The following is a 14003-nucleotide window of genomic DNA, read 5'->3' as shown; positions in this document are numbered from 1 at the left end:
CCTCAGGCACCGTGACCGGCGGCGCATCCACATTGGCGACCTCGGCTGCCGGGGCCGGACGTCCGGCCGGGGGCGGCGCCAGTTGCGACAGGACACCAAGGCCCAGCACCCCCACGATCCCGCCTGAAATCACGCCTGACAGAAACCCGCGCATATCTGCCTCCACCGCTCTGGCGGTTGTCCCGCCCATCCGCTTTGCCCTGACGCAGCAGCTTGCCGCCGCGCGCTTCGGTTCCTGTATAACGCGGCACTGCGCGGGGTTCACCCCCCCTTGCAGCACCTTTCTGCGCCCGCACGGTATCCACGCCGCCGGAAATGCGAAAGGCCCCGGATCGCTCCGGGGCCCTTGCTGTCCGTTCAGTGCCGATCAGGCCGAGGCGAGGTTGCGCAGCACATAGTGCAGCACGCCGCCATTTTCGACATATTCGATCTCGATGGCCGTATCGATGCGGCACTTGATCTGGATCGTCTTCTCGGTGCCATCCGCGTATTTGATGGTGCAGGGCACCAGGCTCAGCGGTTTCAGGTCACCGGCAAGACCATGGATCGCCACGACCTCATCGCCCTTCAGGCCCAGCGTCTTGCGGGTGTCGCCGCCGGTGAACTCGAACGGGATGACGCCCATCCCGACGAGGTTGGACCGGTGGATACGCTCGAACGATTCCGCGATCACGGCTTTCACGCCCAGCAGCGCGGTGCCTTTCGCAGCCCAGTCCCGCGACGAGCCTGCGCCGTATTCGACGCCACCAAAGATGACCAGCGGCGTGCCTTCGGCCTGATAGGCCATCGACGCGTCATAGATTGAGGTCTGCTGACCATCCGGCCCCTTGGTGTAGCCGCCTTCAACGCCATCCAGCATCTCGTTCTTGATGCGGATATTGGCGAAGGTGCCGCGCATCATCACCTCGTGGTTGCCGCGCCGGGCCCCGTAGGAGTTGAACTCGGACACCGGAACCTGACGCTCCGACAGATATTTTCCGGCCGGGGTGGTCGCCTTGAACGAACCGGCGGGCGAGATGTGGTCGGTGGTGATCATGTCACCCAGCAGCGCCAGAACGCGGGCACCCTCGATGTCGTTGATCACACCTTTCGACTTGCCCATGCCCTGGAAGTAGGGCGGGTTCTGGATATAGGTCGAGCTCGGCGGCCAGTCGTAGGTTTCGCTGTCGGTGATCTCCACCGCCTGCCACTTTTCGTCGCCCTTGAACACGTCGGCGTATTTGGTCTGGAACGCCTCGCGGGTCACGGTCTTTTCCACCAGATCCGCCACTTCGCGGTTGGTCGGCCAGATGTCCTTCAGGAAAACATCCTTGCCGTCCTTGTCCTGGCCGATGGGATCGACTGTCAGGTCGATGTTCAGCGACCCGGCGATGGCATAGGCCACGACCAGCGGCGGCGAGGCCAGATAGTTGGCGCGCACGTCGGGCGAAATCCGGCCCTCGAAGTTGCGGTTGCCCGACAGCACGGCGGTTGCCACCAGATCGTTTTCCTGGATAGCCTTGGAAATCGCCGGATCGCCCAGCGGACCCGAGTTGCCGATGCAGGTGGTGCAGCCGAAACCGGCGAGGTTGAAGCCCACGGCGTCCAGATCTTCCTGAAGCCCGGCAGCGTTCAGATATTCCGCCACGACCTGCGATCCCGGCGCCAGCGAGGTTTTCACCCAGGGCTTGCGGTTCAGACCCAGCGCACGGGCCTTGCGCGCGACCAGACCTGCCCCGATCATCACATAGGGGTTCGAGGTATTGGTGCAGGAGGTAATGGCGGCGATCACCACATCGCCGTCGGTCAGGGTGAAATCCCTGCCCTCGACCTTGACGGTCTTGCGCGGATCGGTGGCCGGGGCGGTTGCCACGGCGCCTTCACCGGCCATTTCGTCGGCGGCTTTCGACAGATCGACGCCACGGTAATCCGACACGACCTTGTAGAAGCCCTGCGAGGCAAGGTTCAGCGGAACGTAGTCCTGCGGACGCTTCGGACCCGAGATGGCGGGCACGATTTCCGACATGTCGAGATGCAGGGTCGAGGTGTAGACCGGGTCATAATCCGGGCCGCGCCACATGCCGTTTTCCTTGGCATAGGCTTCGACCAGCGCGATCCGCGATTCCTCGCGACCGGTGTTGCGCAGGTAGCGCAGGGTTTCGTTGTCGATCGGGAAGAAGCCGCAGGTGGCGCCGTATTCCGGGGCCATGTTGGCAATCGTCGCGCGGTCGGCCAGCGGCAGGTGATCCAGACCTTCGCCGTAGAATTCGACGAACTTGTTCACCACCCCATGCTTGCGCAGCATCTGCACGACCTTCAGCACGAGGTCGGTGGCGGTGGTGCCTTCCATCATCTGCCCGGTCAGCTTGAAGCCCACGACCTCGGGGATCAGCATGGAAACCGGCTGGCCCAGCATCGCCGCTTCGGCCTCGATGCCGCCCACGCCCCAACCCAGCACGGCCAGACCGTTCACCATCGTGGTGTGGCTGTCGGTGCCGACCAGCGTGTCGGGATAGGCAACCAGTTCACCATTCTGGTCGGTATCGGTCCAGACGGTCTGCGAGAGGTATTCCAGGTTCACCTGGTGGCAGATGCCGGTGCCGGGCGGCACCACGCGGAAGTTGTTGAACGCCTTCTGACCCCATTTCAGGAAGACGTAACGCTCCATGTTCCGCTCGTATTCGCGGTCCACGTTCATCTGGAAGGCGCGGGGATGGCCGTATTCGTCGATCATCACCGAGTGGTCGATCACGAGGTCAACCGGGTTCAGCGGGTTGATCTTCTGTGCATCGCCGCCAAGGCCGATGATGCCGTCACGCATCGCGGCAAGGTCCACCACGGCCGGAACGCCGGTGAAATCCTGCATCAGCACGCGGGCGGGGCGGTAGGCGATCTCGCGCGGGTTTTTGCCGCCCATCTTGCCCCAGTCCGAAAAGGCACGGATGTCATCGACCGAAACGGTCTTGCCATCCTCGAAGCGCAGCATGTTTTCCAGCACGACCTTCAGCGCGGCCGGGAGTTTGGCGAACTCGCCCAGACCGGCGGCTTCGGCGGCGGGGATCGAGTAATAGGCGACCGACTGGCCGCCTGCGGTCAGGGTCTTTCTCGTTTTGCTGCTGTCGTGTCCGACGGTGACGGTCATGGTCGCCTCCTGGCTGTGGCTCGGAAATTCGGGCTCGGGTCCGTGGTATTCCCTCCGGTCATGCCGCAATGCGGCGCATCACGCAAGGGAATCTGCGGGCTTTGTATGCAATTGTATGCCGAAAATCCAGCGCTTTCTGATCCGCTCGGCACGGTTTTGCCGGGCACCGCCCGCAGGTCGCCCGGCGTCAGGATACGCTGCCTCGCGGGCTCTCGCAAAACCTTGATTGGCAAGCGGGGGGCTTGTTGGCTAGAACCGATACATCACGAGGGGATCGGGAAGACCATGATGCGCGATGCACTCAAAGCCGCATGCGGCCTCTGGCTTGCTTTTGCCGTGGCCGGGCAGGCGCAAACGGCAGCCGACCGGCCGGTGGTGGTGGAGCTTTATACCTCGCAGGGCTGTTCGTCCTGTCCGCCCGCCGATGACCTGCTGGCGACGCTGGCCGCCGATCCCGCCGTTATCCCGCTGGCCCTGCATGTCGATTACTGGGACTACATCGGCTGGGAGGACCATCTGGCCCAGCCCGGCTTTACCGCCCGCCAGAAAGCCTATGCCCGCGCCGTGCGCAGCCGCACGATCTATACCCCGCAGATGATCGTGAATGGCGGCACGCGGGTGGAAGGCAATGACCCCGAAGCCGTGCTGGAGGCCATTCGCAGCGCGCGGGGGGCCGGGTCGCCGGTGACACTGGAGGTGCAGCACGAGGGCGGGCAGATCCGCGTCCGCGCGCAATCGGCCGAGGGGCCGGGCCTGCCGATGAAAATTCAGCTTGTCCGGTATCGCCCCGAGGAAACCGTGAATATTGAACGCGGCGAGAATGCGGGCCGTACTGTGACCTACCGCAACATCGTCACCGACTGGCAGCCGGTGGCCGAATGGCCGGGCCAGCCGCCGCTTGACCTCACGCTGCCGCTGGCGGGGGATGAACCTGCGGTGGTTCTGATCCAGCGCGCCGGTCCGGCAGAGATTCTGGCCGCGCAACGCGTGAACTAAACCTTCCAGCGTTTGTGTATCCAGAACCACTGATCCAGATGGTCGCGCACATGCGCCTCCAGATGGTCGTTTAGTGCCTGGGTCATCTGTTCTGCTGTCGTATGAGGGATCGGCGCGTCGACCAGAATGTCGAAATCCAGCCCGTTTTCCTGCCGGATTGCATAGGTCGGCACCACCAGCGCGTGATATTTCAGGGCCAGTTCAGCCGCCGACAGCGCTGTCATCGCGTCATGGCCGAAGAATTTCAGCTTCACGCCCAAGTTCATGTGCTGGTCCTGCACAATGCCCAGAATCCCGCCTTCGCGCAGGAAGCGGATCATCCCGGCCATGCCCTGCCGCCCGCGCGCGAACAGCGGCGTGCCAATGCGCGATATGGCGGCGACGTAATGCGCGTTGAAATAGCGGTTGGTCATCGGGCGATAAAGGCCGCCAACGCGGAATCCCCGTGCGATCAGCGCGGCGCGGCTGGCATCGTAATTGCCGAAATGCCCGGTCACCAGCACCACGGGGCGGTTCGCCGCCCGCGCCTCTTCCAGCGCGGCAAGTCCGGGGCCGTGCATCGGCGCGGCCAGTGCCCGTTCGATGAAAGGGGCGCCCGAATACAGTTCGATCACCGTGCGCCCCACATTGTCAGGCACCGCGCGCAACATGCGGCGGACCTCGGGCTCGGGCATGTCGGGGAAGATCCGGGCCAGATTGTCACGGATGCGCCGGTCATAGCCTGCCAGCGGGGCGATGACCCGCGCGAAGATCCAGCCGCAAAGCGGCACCCGCCAGCGATAGGGCAGGGTCAGCAGCGTCCCGATCAGGCCACGCAGGACGAGGTTCTGAAGCCAGTGATCCAGGCGGAATCGCGGCTTTTCCGATGGTTTCATTCCGGTCTCGGGTGGCGCGGGCGATCCCGCGTTTCGCGATGCCAGACATAGAGGCCCGCCCCCACGATCACAAGGGCGCCGACGACAGTCCAGAGATCGGGCCATTCGTCGAACAGCAGCACGCCCCAGCCTGTCGCGAAGATGATCCCGACATAGCCGAAAGGAGCGATGGCCGAGGCTTCCGCCACCGTGAAGGCGCGGATCAGAAAGAATTGCGCCACCGACCCCAGCGCGCCGATCAGCAGGAATTTCCAGAGGTCGGCACTGGCAATGGGTTGCCAGATACCCGGCATCATAACGCTGGTGGCAAATGTGCCGAACAGCGCGGAGTACAGCAGTGCGGTCGATGACCCCTCGCTGCGGCCAACATAGCGGGTCGCCAGCGCGAAGGCGGCATAGCAGCAGGCGCATGCCAGCGGCAGCAGGGCGGCGGGCTGGAATACGCCCAGACCGGGGCGAATGATGATCATCGCCCCCACGAGCGAAAGGCCAATCCCGACCAGCCGGCGCGGGCCCAGCCTCTCGCCCAGGAACAGTGCCGCGCCCAGTGTGATCAGAACCGGATTCAGATCGGTGATCGCGGTCGCCTCCGCGAGGCCAATATGCCCGAGGCTGAGGAAGAAAAAGGCCGTCGCGCCGAACTGGAACAGCGAGCGCAGCGCCTGAAGGCCCGGATGCCGCGTGCGCAAGAGCTGGTGCAGACGCGGCAGGAAGACCAGCGTCACGATAACGGTCTGCCCTGTATAGCGTGCCCAGACCACCTGAAGTGCCGGGTAATCGGCCACCATGGTCTTGGCCAGTGCATCCATGCTGGTGAAGGTCGCAATGGCGATCAGCATCAGCAGGATGCCACGGGTGGTTTCGGTCTGGTGCATCTGCCTTCGCCTGTCTGGGTCCGGCAGACCCTAGGGGCGGGGCGCGGGAAGGGCAAGACGCGGTGGGCAGGGTCATTCCTCCTCTTCCTCACTGCGGATAAGCGTCAGTTCGCCCTCACGTTCCATGCCGCGAACCGCCTCGATCACGCTGGTCATGGCGGCTTCGGCGTCACGGTCCCGCACCTTGCCGCGTTCGGCGATTTCCTCACGCAGGGTTTGCGCCATACGTTGCGAGAGGTTCGAGAGGATAAATTCTGCCGCCGCCTGCTGATCGGGGCTGCGGGCGCCTGCCAGTGCGGTGACCAGCGTCGGCTGGTCCACCGCGCGGGTCAGGCGCGGCACATCGCGCGGGGCCACACGTTGCGGCAGGTGCACGAAGGTGAAAATCGCCTTGCGCACCTGTTCGGCAAAGCCCTGATCGGTTTCGTCCAGCCCTTGCAAGACCTCCTCTCGCGTGACGGCGGGGGAGACATTGAGGATCGCCCCCACCCGTTCCACCGGCCCCGCATCAAAGGCCTTGGCGGGCTGGTTGTCGAGCTGGGTCAGCAGCGACATCCCGATCCGCCGCACCGTGCCCGGATCGACATTGGCGGTGCGTGACATGGCATAGGCGACGCGCCGCGCCTTGTCGCCGGGCAGCTTGCCCAGCAGCGCCGCCGCCTTCGTCACGGGCAGTTTTGACAGCATGATGGCAGCGATTTCGGTACTTTCAACCTCCAGCATCGGGCGCAGCAGATCGGGGGGCAGGGCGGTGATCCGGTCCCATGGGTCGGCATCGGGGCGCAGCCCCACCATCCGGCGCAGCCGCGCCGCCGCCGCGCCGGAAATATGCCCGTCCATCAGGGACAATGCGCCCTCCAGACCGCCGGGGAAGCTGAGCCCGACCTGTTCCAGTTCCTCCAGAAATTCCGCAACCACCGCCGCCACCGTGCCGCGATCCACCAGCCGCATTTCGCCGATCTGCTGTGCGAGTTCGGTCTGCATCGCCTCGGGCAACGAGGACAGCGGCAGGGGTGAGCCTTCGGCCAGCATCAGCCGCACGATGATTGCCGCCTTCTGCCGCCGTGACAAATGCAGCGCCGTGCCCGGTGGCCGGGGCACGGCAATCTGGACAGGTTTGATCCGAGCAAGCGCCTGCGCCATGTCGCCTCCGGTGATTCTTCCGGGGTCAGGCTGACAGGCGCCGGTTAACGGGCGCTTAGCTGGAGATGGGTTCGCAGGATTTGGTGCCTGCGTTCCACTGCATCCCTTCGGCGCAGTTCATGGCGGTTTGCTGGTGGCAGCCTTCGGCCAGCACGGGGGCAGGCAGGGCGAGGCAGACAAGAACAGCAATTCTGAGGCGCATGGTTCCCTCCTTAATAGTTGGCGGTTTCTCCGGTCTCGATGGCATGGCTCAGGGCACGCCAGGCCCAGCTTGCACGGTTGTCGATGGCGGCGAGCTGTTCACGGGCCATGCCGTATTCACCTTGCAGAACAAGAGCCTGCCCGTAATAGCTGCGGGCGAGGATATTGGCGGGATTGGCCGAAATCGCCTGTTCATAACGGGCCAGCCCTTCCTCGATCCGGCCGGAAATCCGCAGGGTGAAGGCGTCATAGGTCATCACGCGGTCGCTGTCGCCTTCGTGCATGGCAGCCAGCACCCGGCGCGCGTCGGCGGGGCGTCCGGCCCAGGCCAGTTCGCGTACGGCACGGAAGCGGGCGTCGTCGTCCAGCCGCGATTCCTCGGGGTTCACGCAGGCCCTGGTCTTGTCGTCCCAGACCTGACCGTTCTTGCAGGTCTGCGATGTTTCGGTGGGTTTCGGCGGCTCGGTGTCATCAGACCCGGCGGCGAAGGCGGCGAAGGGCGTGACGGCAAGCAGTAGTGCAGGGATCAGGCGCATGGCGGTTCTCCGGTTTGGGAAAGGATACCACGTTTCCGGCCTTTCAGGGTGTGGAACCTGCATGGGCCGGACCTTGGTCCGATACCCGCCGGATCTTTCAAGGGAAACGGGGCCTTTCGATGAAAAAAGGGGCAGGCCCAACGGCCCGCCCCACTGAAATGCCACCCTCCTGCGCCCGGCGCTGTTACGCGCGGAACACCCGGGCGAAGATCGTATCCACATGTTTGGTGTGATAGCCCAGATCGAATTTCTCCTCGATCTCGGCGGGCGACAGGGCGGCGGTCACTTCCGGGTCAGCCAGCAGTTCGGTCTTGAAATCGGCGCCTTTTTCCCAGACCTTCATCGCATTGCGCTGCACCAGACGGTAGGCATCCTCGCGGCTTACCCCTGCCTGAGTCAGCGCCAGAAGCACGCGCTGCGACATGACCAGCCCTTTGAACTTGTTCATGTTCTTCAGCATGTTCTCGGGGTAGATCACCAGCTTCTCGATCACCCCCGCCAGACGGTTCAGCGCGAAGTCGAGCGTCACGGTCGTATCCGGGCCGATGGCGCGTTCGACGCTGGAATGGCTGATGTCGCGTTCATGCCAGAGCGCCACATTCTCCATCGCCGGCACCACCGACATGCGCACCAGCCGCGCGAGGCCGGTCAGGTTTTCGGTCAGCACCGGGTTGCGCTTGTGCGGCATGGCCGACGAACCCTTCTGGCCAGGGCTGAAGAATTCTTCCGCCTCCAGCACCTCGGTGCGCTGCATGTGGCGGATCTCGATGGCGATATTCTCGATCGACGAGGCGATGACGCCCAGCGTGGCGAAGAACATGGCGTGGCGGTCACGCGGGATGACCTGGGTCGAGACGGGCTCCGGCACCAGACCCAGCTTTTCGCAGACATATTCCTCCACGAAAGGGTCGATATTGGCGAAGGTGCCGACGGCGCCTGAAATCGCGCCGGTGCGGATTTCCTCGCGCGCGGCGACCAGACGGGCACGGCCGCGATCCATTTCAGCATAGAACCGCGCGAAGGTCAGGCCCATGGTGGTCGGTTCGGCATGGATGCCATGGCTGCGCCCGATGCGCACGGTATCCTTGTGCTCAAACGCGCGGGTCTTCAACGCGGCCAGAACCCGGTCCATATCGGCCAGCAGGATGTCGGCGGCGCGGACAAGCTGGATGTTCAGCGTGGTGTCCAGCACATCCGACGAGGTCATGCCCTGATGGACAAAACGCGCGTCTTCCGAGCCGATATGTTCGGCCAGGTGGGTCAGGAAGGCGATGACGTCATGCTTGGTCACCGCCTCGATTTCGTCGATGCGGGCCACGTCGAATTCCACATCCTTCGCGCGCCAGACGGCCTCGGCATTGGCCTTGGGGATCACGCCAAGCTGGGCCTGCGCGTCGCAGGCATGCGCCTCGATCTCATACCAGATGCGGAACTTGGTCTCGGGCGACCAGATGGCGACCATCTCGGGGCGGGAGTAGCGCGGGATCATCGGCGGGCCTTTCCTGACGGGGATGCGGGGTTGCGCCCCCTTAATCCGCAAGGGCCGGGCTGGCAAGGTGGCGGCGGTGCATTATCCGAAAGCGGCGCGCCATTCCTGCGGCACAGTGTAATCATGAATCAGGCCCGCCATCAGCAGAACAAGGCCGATCCCCAGCGCCAGCCCGGCGGCGGTCAGCAGGGGGAAGGCCCAGTGCTGCCCGGTGCGGCGCCTCAGCGCGATGCCGGTATGCACGCCAAGCGCGGTCACGGCGGCGGTGTAATAGGGCGCGAAGAACAGCGCCCAGAGGCCGGATTGCATCCCGGCGGCGGCGAAATGCAGGTTGGTGTCAGTGCCCGTGGCGCGGGCGGCCAGCACCGCGCCGATGTGGATACAGAGGAACCCCACGAGGGTGACGCCGGACAGTGCCTGCCAGCGGCGCAGGCCGCGCCAGCGCCAGGCCCTTCCACGCCACAACAGGCGCAGGCCAGTGGTGATCTGCACCGCGAAGGCGGTCAGCAGCAAGACCTCGACAACCGGCTGCCGCCAGAAGGCGCGGAAGGGGGCCGAGAGCGCCAGATGCACCGCCGGTCCGGCGATCAGCCCCGCCAGGTGATGCGCAAGGTGGCTGATCAGGAAGGCGGCCAGTGCCAGGGCCGTGAGGCGATGCAGGGACATGGCCGATTCCATACGGTTGCGTATGGTTTGTGGCATGGCTGCTTGCCCCGAGTCCATACGCTATCGTATGGTTCGCGCATGACCATACCTGCCTTGCAGACAGACCGCACCCGCCTGACCCCTCGCGACTGGATTGCGGCGGGATTCAGGGCGCTGGTGAACGGCGGCGCCCCCGCGCTGCGGGTGGAGCCGCTGGCGCGTGGTCTTGGAACCAGCAAGGGCTCGTTCTACTGGCATTTCGCTGATCTGGCGGCACTGAAGGTGCAGATGGTCGCACTGTGGCAGCGGCTGGCGGAAGAAGAGATCACCACCACAGTGCTGGCCAGCGGGGCCGAGGGGCGGGCGGCGCTACAGGCGCTGATCGGGCGGATTTCCGTTGCACCGCCCGCAGCTTACGGTGGCGCCGGTGTCGAGCCCGCGCTGCGTGGCTGGGCGCGGACCGAACCACAGGTCGCGCAGGCGGTGGCGGCGATGGATGCGCGGCGGCTGGCGGTGCTGGAAGGCTTTTTCTCGCAAGCCCGTCACGATGATCCGGCACAGGCGGCGCGGCTCTTCTATGCCGCGACGCTGGGGCTGATGGAGCTGCGCCTGACCACAGGCGCCGATATGCGTGCGGGGCTGGAGGTGCAACTGGATGCGCTGCTGCCCTGACGGGTCAGAGCGCGTTCTTGCCGCGATAAAGCTGCCACTCCTCGACCACGGTGCCGTCGGGCATATGGCAATAGCCCGCCTCGCCCGCCTGTTCCTGCCGCATCTCCAGTCGCCCGCCCAGTTCTGCGCAATATTGCGAGGCGGGGTTCGACATGCTGGCCCAGCGGCTGTTCGACGCTTCGGCCGCCTGCCGGCCACCCCCGCCACCGCATCCCGCGCAAAGGGCCAGAGCGGCAAAGGCAAGGGCGGGGCGGAAGGGCATTGGCGGGCTCCGTCGGTCAGGCTTCGCCCGTCAGGCGCGGGTCGAAGGGATAGCGGGTCAGGTTCTCGCAGCCATTCTCCGTAATCAGCACCTGATCTTCAAGCTTGATCGAGAAGTCTCCGCCCTCCGGGCTGATCAGCGCCTCGGTGCAAAGCACCATGCCCGGTTCCAGTGCGACCTCGAAAGCGCCATCCACCCAGCCATCGGGGTAGGGCACGAAGGGCCATTCGTCGCACAGCCCGACCCCGTGCATCTTGCAGGAGTATTTCTGCTTCCAGTAGCGATCTTCCAGCTGATGCCCGCCGAAGGTCAGTTCGCGGATAGTGACACCGGGTTTCAGCCGGGCCTGATGGTCGCGGATATGGTCAAGCCCATGGTTCATCGCGGAAATCATCGCATTCGAGGGCCGTGCGTCGCCGATCCACCAGCTGCGGCTGATGTCGATACAGATGCCGTAGCTGCCGATCAGATCGGTGTCGAAGGCGACGATTTCATTGTTCTGAACGATTCGCGGCCCGCATTCCTGAAACCATGGGTTCGTGCGGGGACCGGAGGCGAGAAGCCGCGTCTCGATCCATTCGCCGCCCCGGCGGATGTTGCCCTTGTGCAGTTCGGCCCAGATGTCATCCTCGGACACGCCGCCCTTCGGCACGTTTTCCCGTGTGAACGCTTCCATCCCGGCAATGGCGGATTCGCAGGCGTGGTGGGCGCAGCGCATGGCCAGAATCTCGTCCGGGCCCTTGATGGCGCGGGTGCGTTCCGTGATGATTTCGCCCTCCAGCACCTCGAACCCCGCCGCTTCCAGCGCGCGCAAGCCGTGGACCATGATCTTGTCCACCGCCAGCCGCCGGTTTGCCCCGGCATGGGCGCGCATCACTTCGTCCACCTGCGCGGCGAATGAACCGGCGTCCTGCGCGGTGCGGTCGCCGCAGACGTTGTAGAAGAAGCTCGCGCCCGAGCGCAGTTCCTTCACCAGCGGGTTGAAGGTCACGAGGAAGGGCGAGTTCTTGTATTCCCATACCACCATATGCCCGTCAGCGCAGATCAGGCAGGCACGGAACGGGTTGTGGCTGTTCCAGAGCTGCATGTTGGTGGTGTCGGTGGCATAGCGGATGTTCAGCGGGTCGAACATCAGAAGGCCGCCCACATCGCGCGCCACCAGCGCCCTGACCAGCCGGTCCCAGCGGTAATGGCGCATGCGGTCGAGGTCCGGCAATTCCAGCCCCGCCGCCGCCCATTCGGCAAAGGCAAGCTGGGTCGGCCCGATCTCTACGCGGTCATTGTCGTTGGGGGTGCCATCGCCCAGCCGGTCACCCCGGCTCGGGTCGATCTTGCGGCGGGTATCGGCATAGCTTTGCATGGCGGCCTCCGTGTCCGGGTTCAGACTGGGCCGCAGCATGGGAAAGGCGCGCGCCGGGATGCGACGCGCGCCTGTCGTTCTTGACCTCAGCCTCAGTTGCGGCAGTCGGCGGTCAGGTCCAGCGCCGGGTCACGCGCCTCGGTCTGGATGTCCAGCATCCCCAGCACCGTCGCAAACATGTTGTCGTGTGACAGGGTATCTGCCTTGCGGGCATCCAGACAGGCTTTCGTCAGGCCCAGCCGGCTTTCGGCCTCGGGCGAGACCCAGGTGACCATCGGCACATGGGTCTGTTCCGGCGGCGCCATGAACCAGGGCGCCGCATGGAGGTAGAGGCCGTTCTCACCCAGACTCTCGCCATGATCCGAGACGTAATACATCACCGACACCACATTCGGCGCCCCCGCCAGCATGTCGACCGTTTCGGCCAGAATGCGGTCGGTGAAAGCGATGGTATTGTCATAGGTGTTCACGATCTGCTCGCTGCTGCACTTGCCCAGCTCGCCGGTCTGGCAGGTTGGCGCAAAGGGCGCCGTCGCCGGATCGTAGCGCAGGTAATAGGACGGGCCGTGGCTGCCCACCGTATGCAGGATGATGGCGGTATTCTTTGTGATCTTCGGCAGTTCGGCGGCAAGCTGTTTCAGCAGGATACGGTCATCGCATTCCCCCAGCGCGCAGGCCACCGGATCTTTCTCCTTGTCATATTCCTGCTCGCCGATGCGCTTGGCGACATGCTGCGAGCCGGTGTTGTTGTCCCACCATTTCACATCAAACCCGGCGCGGACCAGCACATCGACCAGATTTTCCTGCGACAGCCCCCTGGTGTAGGTGTAATCCTCGCGCGGCAGGGCCGAGAACATGCAGGGCACCGAAACCGCGGTGGAGGTGCCGCAGGAGGTCACATCGGTGAAATAGGTGATGTCGCGTTTCGCCAGTTCAGGGTTGGTGTCGCGGCTGTAGCCGTTCAGTGACCAGTTGGCAGCGCGGCCGGTCTCGCCCACCACGATCACCGCCAGCACCGGCTTGCCGGGCTGCGACAGGTAGGGGCCCGCCTTCGCATCGGTGCCAAGGGGGGCCACCACGATGTTCTGGCTGCGCATGATCAGCTTGGCATAGCGGATGGTCCCGGTGATTGGCGCGCCGGGGTTCCAGGTCGCCATAAGTTCCTTCTGTTCGCGGAAGATCGCGGCGAAGCGGCTGTAGTCAGTCAGCAGCAGGCCGAGGCACAGCGCGAAGCTGACCACGGCGATGACCGCCGTGCGCAGCAGCTTCGGCAGGAAGCGCTCATCCTTCAGCGGCACCCAGAGCACGACAGCCGAAGGCAGGACACCGAAGATCAGCATGTCACGGATGAAGCCGAATGTGATCAGATGTCCGGCTTCGGTCGTGGTGGTGTTCATGACGTTCTGGATCATCTCGCGGTCGATGATCGTGCCGTAGGTTTCCAGAAAATGCGAGGCCGAGGCCGAGACGAGCAGCAGGAACACCAGAACGGGCTTCACGATCCAGCGCTGGCTGAACGGCAGGATCAGCGCGTAGAACAGGAAGAACAGCGCCGCCTCCAGCGTCACGAAGGCCAGGGGGGCGCCTTCGAAGATGCGGGCGCCGTTGCGGAAATGCGTGGCATTGGCCGTGGCCATGATGAACAGGCAGGTCAGCGCGACGAGCATCGCGGCGCTGAGCGGTTTGGGGCGGGGAAGGGTCATTCGCGGGTCCGTGGCTAAGCGGCCTGAAGGCTCGCAGGGCTGGGTCGGCATCTGGGCTGACGAGGACGGGCGGTCAATCGTACCCGACATGCTATATCGTCATCTGCAACCTGAGTTGCAGATGT

The 14003-nt window shown here is 64.7% G+C and carries 13 protein-coding genes; 2 read left to right on the top strand and 11 right to left on the bottom strand.

Annotated features, from left to right (window positions below; genetic code table 11):
- Nucleotides 1–367: 367 nt before the first annotated feature.
- Entirely contained in the window at nucleotides 368–3121 is a 2754-nt protein-coding gene (acnA, locus tag AO684_RS02785) for an aconitate hydratase AcnA (RefSeq protein ID WP_054301225.1), read from the bottom strand.
- A gap of 288 nt (nucleotides 3122–3409) precedes the next feature.
- On the opposite strand from acnA, the gene AO684_RS02780 reads away from it, so the two are divergent.
- On the top strand, nucleotides 3410–4117 hold the full coding sequence (locus tag AO684_RS02780) for a thioredoxin family protein (protein WP_054301228.1): 708 nt from the start codon (nucleotides 3410–3412) through the stop codon (nucleotides 4115–4117).
- On the opposite strand, the gene AO684_RS02775 is transcribed toward AO684_RS02780, so the two are convergent.
- The 7 genes from AO684_RS02775 to AO684_RS21725 all read right to left on the bottom strand — a co-directional run bounded on the left by AO684_RS02775 (nucleotide 4114) and on the right by AO684_RS21725 (nucleotide 9902).
- Entirely contained in the window at nucleotides 4114–4992 is an 879-nt protein-coding gene (locus AO684_RS02775) for a lysophospholipid acyltransferase family protein (RefSeq protein WP_054301224.1), read from the bottom strand. The two genes, AO684_RS02780 and AO684_RS02775, sit on opposite strands and share 4 nt — an antisense overlap.
- Nucleotides 4989–5867 (bottom strand): DMT family transporter, encoded by an 879-nt coding sequence (locus tag AO684_RS02770; protein WP_054301223.1) that lies wholly within the window; start codon nucleotides 5865–5867, stop codon nucleotides 4989–4991. The genes AO684_RS02775 and AO684_RS02770 overlap by 4 nt, the downstream gene beginning before the upstream one ends.
- 72 nt (nucleotides 5868–5939) lie before the next feature.
- Nucleotides 5940–7010: a flagellar motor switch protein FliG gene (locus AO684_RS02765; RefSeq protein ID WP_054301222.1), complete on the bottom strand. Its 1071-nt coding sequence runs from the start codon at nucleotides 7008–7010 to the stop codon at nucleotides 5940–5942.
- Between the two features lie 55 nt (nucleotides 7011–7065).
- Entirely contained in the window at nucleotides 7066–7212 is a 147-nt protein-coding gene (locus AO684_RS21730; RefSeq protein ID WP_158640443.1) for a hypothetical protein, read from the bottom strand.
- Between the two features lie 10 nt (nucleotides 7213–7222).
- Nucleotides 7223–7747: a tetratricopeptide repeat protein gene (locus tag AO684_RS02760; protein WP_054301221.1), complete on the bottom strand. Its 525-nt coding sequence runs from the start codon at nucleotides 7745–7747 to the stop codon at nucleotides 7223–7225.
- Nucleotides 7748–7931: 184 nt separating this feature from the next.
- Nucleotides 7932–9236: an adenylosuccinate lyase gene (purB, locus tag AO684_RS02755; protein ID WP_054301220.1), complete on the bottom strand. Its 1305-nt coding sequence runs from the start codon at nucleotides 9234–9236 to the stop codon at nucleotides 7932–7934.
- Between the two features lie 81 nt (nucleotides 9237–9317).
- Nucleotides 9318–9902 carry a hypothetical protein gene (locus AO684_RS21725; protein ID WP_161805980.1) on the bottom strand — a complete coding sequence of 195 codons (585 nt, stop codon included), beginning with the start codon at nucleotides 9900–9902 and terminating at the stop codon, nucleotides 9318–9320.
- A gap of 78 nt (nucleotides 9903–9980) precedes the next feature.
- Here AO684_RS21725 and AO684_RS21720 point away from each other — a divergent pair, with 78 nt between their 5' ends.
- Nucleotides 9981–10553 carry a TetR/AcrR family transcriptional regulator gene (locus tag AO684_RS21720; RefSeq protein WP_161805979.1) on the top strand — a complete coding sequence of 191 codons (573 nt, stop codon included), beginning with the start codon at nucleotides 9981–9983 and terminating at the stop codon, nucleotides 10551–10553.
- 4 nt (nucleotides 10554–10557) lie between these two features.
- On the opposite strand, the gene AO684_RS21715 is transcribed toward AO684_RS21720, so the two are convergent.
- The 3 genes from AO684_RS21715 to AO684_RS02730 form a co-directional block, all read right to left on the bottom strand.
- Nucleotides 10558–10815, bottom strand: a complete 258-nt coding sequence (locus tag AO684_RS21715) for a DUF333 domain-containing protein (protein WP_054301217.1) — start codon at nucleotides 10813–10815, stop codon at nucleotides 10558–10560.
- Between the two features lie 16 nt (nucleotides 10816–10831).
- Nucleotides 10832–12175, bottom strand: a complete 1344-nt coding sequence (gene dddP, locus AO684_RS02735; RefSeq protein WP_054301227.1) for a dimethylsulfonioproprionate lyase DddP — start codon at nucleotides 12173–12175, stop codon at nucleotides 10832–10834.
- Nucleotides 12176–12267: 92 nt separating this feature from the next.
- Nucleotides 12268–13878 carry a phosphoethanolamine transferase gene (locus AO684_RS02730; protein WP_054301216.1) on the bottom strand — a complete coding sequence of 537 codons (1611 nt, stop codon included), beginning with the start codon at nucleotides 13876–13878 and terminating at the stop codon, nucleotides 12268–12270.
- Nucleotides 13879–14003: the final 125 nt, after the last annotated feature.

The sequence above is a fragment of the Gemmobacter sp. LW-1 genome (assembly GCF_001303875.1).
Classification (GTDB): domain Bacteria; phylum Pseudomonadota; class Alphaproteobacteria; order Rhodobacterales; family Rhodobacteraceae; genus Gemmobacter; species Gemmobacter caeni.
Note: the sequence above shows the minus strand (reverse complement) of the source record. Positions and strands in the feature narration are given on the sequence as shown.

Excerpts from the sequence above, each read along its gene's own strand:
- AO684_RS21715 (WP_054301217.1), bottom strand. The coding sequence starts at position 10,815 with ATGCCCTTCCGCCCCGCCCTTGCCTTTGCCGCTCTGGCCCTTTGCGCG.
- AO684_RS02730 (WP_054301216.1), bottom strand. The coding sequence starts at position 13,878 with ATGACCCTTCCCCGCCCCAAACCGCTCAGCGCCGCGATGCTCGTCGCG.
- AO684_RS02780 (WP_054301228.1), top strand. The coding sequence starts at position 3,410 with ATGCGCGATGCACTCAAAGCCGCATGCGGCCTCTGGCTTGCTTTTGCC.
- AO684_RS02770 (WP_054301223.1), bottom strand. The coding sequence starts at position 5,867 with ATGCACCAGACCGAAACCACCCGTGGCATCCTGCTGATGCTGATCGCC.
- dddP (WP_054301227.1), bottom strand. The coding sequence starts at position 12,175 with ATGCAAAGCTATGCCGATACCCGCCGCAAGATCGACCCGAGCCGGGGT.
- AO684_RS02760 (WP_054301221.1), bottom strand. The coding sequence starts at position 7,747 with ATGCGCCTGATCCCTGCACTACTGCTTGCCGTCACGCCCTTCGCCGCC.
- AO684_RS21720 (WP_161805979.1), top strand. The coding sequence starts at position 9,981 with ATGACCATACCTGCCTTGCAGACAGACCGCACCCGCCTGACCCCTCGC.
- purB (WP_054301220.1), bottom strand. The coding sequence starts at position 9,236 with ATGATCCCGCGCTACTCCCGCCCCGAGATGGTCGCCATCTGGTCGCCC.
- AO684_RS21730 (WP_158640443.1), bottom strand. The coding sequence starts at position 7,212 with ATGCGCCTCAGAATTGCTGTTCTTGTCTGCCTCGCCCTGCCTGCCCCC.
- AO684_RS02775 (WP_054301224.1), bottom strand. The coding sequence starts at position 4,992 with ATGAAACCATCGGAAAAGCCGCGATTCCGCCTGGATCACTGGCTTCAG.
- AO684_RS02765 (WP_054301222.1), bottom strand. The coding sequence starts at position 7,010 with ATGGCGCAGGCGCTTGCTCGGATCAAACCTGTCCAGATTGCCGTGCCC.
- acnA (WP_054301225.1), bottom strand. The coding sequence starts at position 3,121 with ATGACCGTCACCGTCGGACACGACAGCAGCAAAACGAGAAAGACCCTG.
- AO684_RS21725 (WP_161805980.1), bottom strand. The coding sequence starts at position 9,902 with ATGTCCCTGCATCGCCTCACGGCCCTGGCACTGGCCGCCTTCCTGATC.